Annotated in this window: 6 protein-coding genes; 1 reads left to right on the top strand and 5 read right to left on the bottom strand. The window is 69.4% G+C overall.

From position 1 onward, the window contains the following. Window positions 1-15: 15 nt before the first annotated feature. The 5 genes from AC068D_RS32520 to bldG all read right to left on the bottom strand — a co-directional run bounded on the left by AC068D_RS32520 (window position 16) and on the right by bldG (window position 6367). Window positions 16-1533 (bottom strand): DUF7059 domain-containing protein, encoded by a 1518-nt coding sequence (locus tag AC068D_RS32520; protein WP_478826725.1) that lies wholly within the window; start codon window positions 1531-1533, stop codon window positions 16-18. A gap of 256 nt (window positions 1534-1789) precedes the next feature. Continuing rightward, window positions 1790-2470 (bottom strand): small secreted protein, encoded by a 681-nt coding sequence (locus AC068D_RS32515; RefSeq protein ID WP_478826825.1) that lies wholly within the window; start codon window positions 2468-2470, stop codon window positions 1790-1792. A 241-nt stretch (window positions 2471-2711) separates the two neighbouring features. Beyond that, window positions 2712-5108 carry a sodium-translocating pyrophosphatase gene (locus tag AC068D_RS32510; RefSeq protein WP_478826724.1) on the bottom strand — a complete coding sequence of 799 codons (2397 nt, stop codon included), beginning with the start codon at window positions 5106-5108 and terminating at the stop codon, window positions 2712-2714. 293 nt (window positions 5109-5401) lie between these two features. Further along, the gene (locus AC068D_RS32505) at window positions 5402-5857 is read right to left on the bottom strand and encodes an ATP-binding protein (protein WP_478826723.1); all 456 of its coding nucleotides are present in this window, start codon (window positions 5855-5857) and stop codon (window positions 5402-5404) included. 156 nt (window positions 5858-6013) lie between these two features. Beyond that, window positions 6014-6367 (bottom strand): anti-sigma factor antagonist BldG, encoded by a 354-nt coding sequence (gene bldG, locus AC068D_RS32500; RefSeq protein ID WP_078075833.1) that lies wholly within the window; start codon window positions 6365-6367, stop codon window positions 6014-6016. Window positions 6368-6446: 79 nt separating this feature from the next. On the opposite strand from bldG, the gene AC068D_RS32495 reads away from it, so the two are divergent. Next, entirely contained in the window at window positions 6447-9005 is a 2559-nt protein-coding gene (locus AC068D_RS32495; protein WP_478826722.1) for a DEAD/DEAH box helicase, read from the top strand. The last annotated feature ends 11 nt before the right edge of the window (window positions 9006-9016 follow it).

The following is a 9016-nucleotide window of genomic DNA, read 5'->3' as shown; positions in this document are numbered from 1 at the left end:
GGTGGCGAACGACCGCTATCCGCGAGTCGGCACCGGCTCCAGGAAACCTTCCTCCACGAGCAGCCTGATCGCCTGCGGCGTACGGTCGCGGAGCAGCACCGGGTCCTCGCTCACGAGCTGGGCGATGGCATCGAGGATCCGCCCGGCACTGAGCGTCCCGTCACAGACCCCGGCGAAGCCCGCGGCGATGTGGTCGACCCTGGTGGCGCGGCGCATGCCCCGGTTCTGCCGGAGAACGACGTGCTCGGGGTCCTCCGCACCGGGCAGACCGACCTGCTCCTGCACGATCTCCGGGCCGAGTACGAAGGCGTCGGCGAGCAGCGCAGCGTCGTCGCGCATCCGCAGATAGTCCTGCCGCTCGAAGTGGGCTCTCACGGTCTCGCCGAGGGGCTGCTCAACGGGGTGCGGCCACTCCTCCACGACGATCGACGGCTGCGCCGACCCGGACTTCCGGAGGGTGATCCAGCCGAAACCGACCGCCTTGGTCCCGCGCGCCTCGAACTCGTCCAGCCATGCGTCGTACCGCGCCGCGTACTCCTCGGGGGCGGTGCGGTGGTCCCCACTGTCCCTGAGCCACAGCTCGGCGTACTGCGTCACGTCCTGCACCTCGCGCTGCACGATCCAGGCGTCGCAGTCGCGGGGCACCCAGGAGCGCACGCGCTCCTGCCAGTCCTCCCCTTCCACGTGCTGCCAGTTGGCGAGGAACTGTGCGAACCCCCCTTCGTTCAGCCGCTCCCCCGCCTGCTGGACGAGCGAGCGGCACAGGTCGTCCCCGCCCATCCCTCCGTCCCGGTAGGTCAGACGGGCGCCTGGAGAGATGACGAAGGGAGGATTGGAGACGATCAGGTCGTAGGTCTCCGATGCGACCGGTTCGAACAGGGAGCCCTCGCGCAACTCGGCATCGGGAGCACCGGACAGTGCGAGGGTGAGACGGGTGAAGGCCAGCGCCCGCGGGTTCAGGTCGGTGGCGGTGACGCGGGTGGCATGGCGGCCGGCGTGCAGGGCCTGGATGCCCGAGCCCGTCCCCAGGTCGAGGGCCGAGGCCACCGGTGTCCTGACGGTGATCCCGGCGAGGGTGGTGGAGGCGCCTCCGACGCCGAGCACCACGCCCTCGCCCCGGCCGCTCGCGCCACCGGCCCCGCCGACGGCGCAGCCCAGATCGGAGACGATGAACCAGTCCTCCCCCTCGGGGCCGCCGTAGGGCCGGATGTCCACTGTTGCACGCACGCCGTCGTCGCCCTTGGCCAGCCAGCCGTCGGCAAGCGCCTCGTCGACAGGGAGTGCGGCACGGGCACGGTCGTAGGACACCGTCCGCTGCAGGAGGAACAGCCGTACGAGCGTCTCGAGGGGCGACTCCCCTCGGGTGGCGCGCAGCGCGGGGACGGTCTCGCTGCGGGCCAGCGCCGCGTACGCGGGCGCACCGAGCAGTTCGAGCAGCCCGTCGGCCGTGAACTCGGCTGCGAGCAGGGCGGCACGCAACCGGGCGGACTGGTCGGGGGCGGGGATGCCTGCGGCAGGCATGGTCGTACTCACGCCCCCATTCTCCCCCCGCGACCCATGGCAGCCTCCCGTGCCGCGCGCACCATGGCACCGGGACGCACAACGCTGTCACCCGGGCCGCTCGGGGCCCGGGTGACAGCGTGAAGGGTCAATGGGTTGGCCGGGGGCTGACGAGGTGACGTGATGGACCAGCGCCGCCCGACGAGCGTGCGCGAATCACCCGCCCGACAACCTGCGGACCACCCGCCCGACAACCTGCGGACCACCCGCCGGATGGTCCGGGCGTGGACTACTCGCCCGACGGCTTCTGCGTGCCCGCGGACTTGGACGGCCCGGTCGCGTTCGACGGCTTGGCCGGAGGCTTCGAAGGGGCGGTCGCAGGCTTCGAGGCACCCGAGCCCGGGTTCGACGTCGCCGTCACCGACGGCTTGACCTTCTGGCAGCCGGGCTGCTTCGCCATCGCCTGACCCAACTGTCCCGACTGCAGCTTCGCCAGCGCGTCCTGGTCGATCTTCTCGATCTTCGCCAGACCGTCCGCGACGTCCTGCAGGCCGTCGGCGAAGTCCTGCTGGTCCTTCGGATCGAGCGCGTCGACCTGCTTCTTCAGCTGGAGATACGCCGTGGACGTGGCGTTGAGTTCCTTGACCGCGTCCTGCTGGAGCGTCTCGCCGTTGTCGACCGGCGGAGCTCCGGCATCCTGTACCGCCTTGGCCAGGGCCTTGTTGGCGGAGGCGATGTCCTGGAAGGCCTTCGAGTCGGCGGCCTGGATATCGGCCGGCTTGCCGTCCGCGGCGGTCGAGATGATCGCCTGCTGGGCGTCGGCCCTCTTCTGGATCTGCGGCTGGGCCTGGTCGCAGACCGTCTTGGCCCAGGCCCCCACCTTGTCGTCGCTGTCGTCGCTGGTGCAGCCCGACAGCGCGAGCATCAGTACCGCGCCGCCGGACAGCGCGGCCGCAAGATTCTTCTTCACCTTCACCGGATCGGTCCCTTCCAAGGCTCTCGGCCCCGGAACATACACGCCAAGTGGACGACAATCGCATGACAGGCGTCCAGTATGTAGGTCATTGCAGCCATTTGCACCAAGGGAGAGAAGGCTCTCACCAGGGCTTGCTGCGAGACCGCGCGCAGATGCGCGAACGGGCGGACGACGCGTCAATCCGCGCCGCCCGCCCGTGCTTTGAACAGGTGTTTCGCCGGGGAGAGACGTCTCCCTACGAAACGACCGCAGGGTCCGGTGACTTCGCCGATCGCTCAGCGGCGTTGTCTTCGTCACCTACGGCGACTGAACGCCGCTTCGATACGTACACGGCGACGACGATGACCAGGATCGCCAGTGCCGCGACCACGGCCCGTACGGTCGGGTTGGCGTCGTCGCCGTAGCTGAACTGCACGACCGCGGGCGCGATCAGCAGTGCCACCAGGTTCATCACCTTGAGCAGCGGGTTGATCGCGGGGCCCGCGGTGTCCTTGAACGGGTCGCCCACCGTGTCGCCGATGACCGTTGCGGCATGGGCTTCGCTGCCCTTGCCGCCATGGTGACCGTCCTCGACCAGCTTCTTGGCGTTGTCCCACGCGCCACCGGAGTTGGCGAGGAAGACGGCCATCAGCGTGCCGGTGCCGATGGCACCCGCGAGATACGCACCCAGCGAGCCGACTCCGAAGGTGAAGCCGATGGCGATCGGTGCCATCACGGCGAGCAGACCCGGCGTGGCCAGCTCGCGCAGCGCGTCCTTGGTGCAGATGTCGACGACGCGTCCGTACTCCGGCTTCTCGGTGTAGTCCATGATCCCGGGGTGCTCGCGGAACTGCCGTCGCACCTCGTAGACCACCGAACCCGCCGACCGCGAAACCGCGTTGATCGCCAGCCCGGAGAAGAGGAACACAACGGCCGCGCCGAGGACCAGGCCCACGAGGTTGTTGGGCTGCGAGATGTCCAGGCTCAGGGACATCTCCCCGGCCGTGGCGCCGACCTCGGCGACCGCGGTGGCGATGGCGTCGCGATACGAGCCGAAGAGCGCGGCCGCGGCGAGAACCGCGGTCGCGATGGCGATGCCCTTCGTGATTGCCTTGGTGGTGTTGCCGACGGCGTCGAGGTCGGTGAGGACCTGCGCACCCGCGCCCGTGACATCGCCGGACATCTCGGCGATGCCCTGCGCGTTGTCGGAGACCGGGCCGAAGGTGTCCATGGCGACGATGACCCCGACGGTGGTGAGGAGTCCGGTGCCGGCCAGCGCCACCGCGAACAGCGCCAGCATGATCGACGTACCGCCGAGCAGGAACGCCCCGTACACACCGAGGCCGATCAACAGCGCCGTGTAGACGGCCGATTCGAGGCCGATGGCGATACCGGCGAGCACCACGGTGGCCGGACCGGTCAGCGACGACTTGCCGATGTCGCGGACAGGGCGTCGGTTCGTCTCGGTGAAGTACCCGGTCAGCTGCTGGATCAGGGCGGCGAGCACGATACCGATGGCCACGGCCACGAGCGCGAGGATGCGCGGATCGCCGTCGTGGTTCAGGATCGCGGCCTCGGAGACGCCGTCCAGCGCCGCGTACGACGACGGCAGGTAGGCGTACACGGCAACGGCCACGAGGGCGAGCGAGATCACCGCGGAGATGAAGAAGCCTCGGTTGATGGCGGTCATTCCGCTGCGGTCGGCGCGCCGCGGGGCGACCGCGAAGATACCGATCATCGCGGTGACCACGCCGATCGCCGGGACGATCAGCGGGAAGGCCAGACCCAGATCACCGAAGGCGGCCTTGCCGAGGATGAGTGCGGCGACGAGCGTGACGGCGTACGACTCGAACAGGTCGGCCGCCATGCCGGCGCAGTCGCCGACGTTGTCGCCGACGTTGTCGGCGATGGTGGCGGCGTTGCGCGGGTCGTCCTCCGGAATGCCCTGCTCGACCTTGCCGACGAGGTCGGCGCCCACGTCCGCGGCCTTGGTGAAGATGCCGCCGCCGACACGCATGAACATGGCGATCAGTGCGGCACCGAGACCGAAGCCCTCGAGGACCTTGGGGGCGTCCGCGGCGTAGACGAGGACCACGCAGGAGGCACCGAGCAGGCCGAGGCCCACCGTGAACATGCCGACCACGCCGCCCGTGCGGAAAGCGATCTTCATGGCTTTGTGCGCGACGGCCGTCAGATCCTTTGCCGGCTCGCCCTCCGCCGGGGTCGCCTCACGCGCCGCCGCTGCCACACGCACATTGGCCCTTACGGCAAGACGCATGCCGATGTATCCGGTGGCCGCCGAGAACAGCGCACCCACCAGGAAGAACACAGAACGTCCCACGCGCTGGGACCAGTTGTCGGCCGGCAGCAACATCAGCAGGAAGAAGACCACGACGGCAAAGATGCCGAGCGTGCGCAACTGCCGGGCCAGATAGGCATTCGCGCCTTCCTGGACGGCAGCCGCGATCTTCTTCATTGAATCGGTGCCTTCACCGGCCGCGAGCACTTGTCGTACCAGCAGCTGGGCGACGATCAGCGCCGCCAGTGCAACCGCCGCGATGACAATGACGATCATTCGATTGTCATCCGTGAGTACCGCGGCAGCAAGAGAAGTAGGTTGATCGGTCAGGTGTGGGTTGAAGAGCCCCGCCATTCGTCCTCCTTGACGCTCAGAGCTCAAGATGTGGACGGATTGTAGGGAGCGGAACCTGATCAAAACAGGGCGCGACAAATGGAATTGACCTTCGGCTGCTCCTCAGCAAAAGATCGCGTTCCAGGATTGCCACCGAAAGCGGTAACGGGGCAAAAGCATTGACGCCCTAACCATGATCCGTGGAAATGAAAAAGGCCCTGCTCAGCAGGGCCCCTCGGAGAGGCGGACGAGCGCCGCCACCTCGGTGTCGCACAGCCGTCCGGTCAAACGGTCGACGGCCCGGCGTCAACCGGTCATTCCACGACCGTGGCCGGATTGGTGGGCCAACTCATCCGGATGACGCCACCACCGTCGCCTGACGTCACCTCGACATCGTCGACGAGGCCACTGATCACAGCGAGCCCCATCTGGTCCTCACCGTCGCCGTCCGTGTCGTCGGGCCCCTCCGCGGAACCGGAACCTGCAGCGCCACCGGAGGCATTCGCGCCCGCTCCGACACCGGGAACCTCATCGACGACCTCGATCGAGAAGCTCTTCTCCTCCTCGATCAGGACCACCCGTACGGGGTCGGTGATGCCATAGCTGCGGTGCAGACCGACCGCGCGGCTGCAGGCCTCGCCCACGGCGAGCCTGACCTCGTCCAGCACGGCCTCGTCGACCCCGGCCCGGCGCGCCACGGCAGCAGCCACGAGACGGGCCGTCCTGACGTGTTCGGGCTGGGCACTGAAGCGCAGTTCAACGGTGGCCATGCGGTCCCCCTCGGACGTACGAGCGTGCGAGTGTGCATCTCAAGGGCCCGGGCTTGCGCCCGGGAACCCTGACCTTCCTCCGGCGCTCTCCGGTCTTCCCGGCGCACCCCGGAAGCTCCGGACCTCTACCGAACGGTCCGGAGCCCACCAGCGGACTCAGTCGGTCGCCGCGACGGCCTCCTCGACCGTGGTGTGGATGGGGAACACCTTGGTCAGACCAGTGATCCGGAAGATCTTGAGAATTCGCTCCTGGTTGCAGACCAGGCGCAACGAGCCTTCGTGCGCACGCACACGCTTGAGACCGCCCACCAGCACGCCGAGGCCGGTCGAGTCGAGGAAGTCCACACCCTCCATGTCGACAACCAGGTGGTAGCTGCCGTCGTTCACCAACTCGACCAACTGCTCGCGCAGCTTGGGCGCGGTATACACATCAATCTCGCCACCGACCTCGACGACCGTACGGTCGCCACCAGGGCCGGACACATTGCGAGTCGACAGGGACAGGTCCACGGATCCTCCAGCACCTTGCTATCGAGCGGTCGCCCCTCGGGTCTCCCCGACGGAGCCAGGGGGCGCATCGCCAGCCGCGATGGCATTCAATCACTTACCAGCAGCCATGCACGACGCCTTGGGACCATTGTCCGTCACGCCGGTGACACACTCGGTGCCGATGGCCAAGAATCACCGTTCCAGACGACCCCCGGAGAACGGGGAAACCCGCCCCTCCCCCGGTACGGTCCTCGACCGGCTCACCGCGGGGGCGGGCCGGGCTGCGCGCATCACTCATACGGAGCACTTGCCCCCCAGGCCGGGTCGCCATGCAGTCTGGCCCCATCGCATCCGAGCGGAAGTGATCGACGCCGTCCAGCAGGCGGGCATCGAGCACCCCTGGGCCCACCAGGCAGCGGCCGCCGAGCACGCGCTGGACGGCGAGTCGGTCGTCATTGCCACCGGCACCGCCTCAGGCAAGTCCCTGGCCTATCTGGCGCCGGTGCTCAGCACACTGCTCGACGGCGCCGAGGCGGCCGGGGGACGGGGCACCACGGCCCTCTATCTCGCCCCCACCAAGGCCCTCGCCGCCGACCAGCGGCGCGCCGTGAAGGAACTCGCCGCCCCACTCGGAAACCGTGTGCGTCCGGCCGTGTACGACGGGGACACGCCCGTCGAGGAGCGCGAATGGGTCCGCCAGTACGCGAACTACGTGCTCACCAACCCCGACATGCTCCATCGCGGAATACTCCCTTCGCACCCCCGCTGGTCCTCCTTCCTGCGCTCCCTGCGCTATGTCGTCATCGACGAGTGCCACACCTACCGGGGTGTCTTCGGCTCCCATGTCGCCCAGGTCCTGCGCCGGCTGCGCCGTGTATGCGCCCGCTACGGCGCCGACCCCGTCTTCCTCCTCGCCTCCGCCACCGCCGCGGAGCCGGCCCATGCGGCCCGCCGCCTCACCGGTCTGCCCGTCACGGAGGTCTCCGACGACGCCTCACCCCGTGGCGAACTCGTCTTCGCCCTCTGGGAGCCCCCGCTCACCGAGCTGCACGGCGAGAAGGGCGCCCCGGTGCGCAGGACCGCCACCGCCGAGACCGCCGACCTCCTGACCGATCTGACCGTCCAGGGCGTCCGCACGGTCGCGTTCGTACGCTCCCGGCGCGGCGCGGAGCTGATCTCCGTCATCGCCCAGGAACGCCTCGCCGAGGTCGACCGCTCCCTCGCCCGCAGGGTCGCCGCCTACCGGGGCGGCTATCTGCCCGAGGAGCGCCGTGCGCTGGAGCGTGCCCTGCACTCCGGTGAGCTGCTCGGGCTTGCCGCCACGACCGCCCTGGAGCTCGGGGTGGACGTGTCCGGACTGGACGCGGTCGTCATCGCGGGCTACCCGGGCACCCGCGCCTCGCTCTGGCAGCAGGCGGGGCGGGCCGGACGCTCGGGACAGGGCGCCCTGGCCGTCCTGGTCGCCCGCGACGACCCGCTGGACACTTTTCTCGTCCACCACCCCGAGGCGCTCTTCCAGCAGCCTGTCGAGTCCACCGTCCTCGATCCGGACAACCCCTATGTGCTCGCCCCGCACCTCTGCGCAGCCGCCGCCGAGCTGCCGCTCACGGAGGACGACCTGGCCCTCTTCGGGCCCGCCGTGCCCGAGCTGCTGCCACAGCTGGAGAGCGCAGGGCTGCTGCGCAGGCGCGCCGCCGGCTGGTACTGGACCCGTCGTGAGCGGGCCGCCGATCTGACCGACATCCGGGGCGAGGGGGGACGCCCGGTACAGATCGTCGAGGCAGCGACCGGCCGTCTGCTCGGGACGGTCGACGAGCCCGCTTCGCACGCCGCCGTCCACGACGGGGCCATCCATCTCCACCAGGGCCGTACGTACCTGGTGAAAAAGCTGGACCTGGAGGATTCGGTCGCCCTCGTCGAGGAGGCCAACCCGTCGTATTCCACCACCGCCCGCGACACCACCTCCATCTCCGTCCTGGACACGGACACCGAGATCCCCTGGGGCGCCGGTCGCCTCTGCTACGGCTCCGTCGAGGTCACCAACCAGGTCGTCTCCTTCCTCCGCCGCAGATTGATCACCGGCGAGGTGCTCGGCGAGACCAGGCTCGACCTGCCGCCGCGCACCCTGCGCACCAGGGCCGTCTGGTGGACGGTCACCGAGGACCAGCTGGAGGCCGCACGGGTGAACCCGGAGCAGCTGGGCGGTGCCCTGCACGCGGCCGAGCACGCATCCATCGGGATGCTCCCGCTCTTCGCCACCTGCGACCGCTGGGACATCGGCGGGGTCTCCGTCCCACTGCATCCGGACACCCTGCTGCCGACCGTCTTCGTCTACGACGGTCACCCGGGCGGTGCGGGCTTCGCCGAGCGGGCCTTCCACACCGCACGTGAGTGGCTGACCGCGACCCGTGAAGCCATCGCCTCGTGCGAGTGCGAGGCGGGCTGCCCGTCGTGCATCCAGTCACCCAAGTGCGGCAACGGCAATGAACCACTGCACAAGCGCGCCGCCGTCCGCCTGCTGACGGTGCTCCTCAGGGAGGCCCCGGTCCCGGAGGACCCGGACGAGGTCCCCCAGGGGCCGGAACCGGCCGCATCGGATCCAGCCGTGCCCGAGTCCCCCATCAGACGCACCGGGCCCGGCGCCGAACGAGGCGCCTGAGGCCCGGGGAA

The organism is Streptomyces sp. NPDC043861 (assembly GCF_056435905.1).
Note: the sequence above shows the minus strand (reverse complement) of the source record. Positions and strands in the feature narration are given on the sequence as shown.

What these genes read in the sequence shown, in the direction of transcription:
- AC068D_RS32510 (WP_478826724.1), bottom strand. Translation starts at nt 5,108, where the DNA reads ATGGCGGGGCTCTTCAACCCACACCTGACCGATCAACCTACTTCTCTT.
- AC068D_RS32505 (WP_478826723.1), bottom strand. Translation starts at nt 5,857, where the DNA reads ATGGCCACCGTTGAACTGCGCTTCAGTGCCCAGCCCGAACACGTCAGG.
- AC068D_RS32495 (WP_478826722.1), top strand. Translation starts at nt 6,447, where the DNA reads ATGGCATTCAATCACTTACCAGCAGCCATGCACGACGCCTTGGGACCA.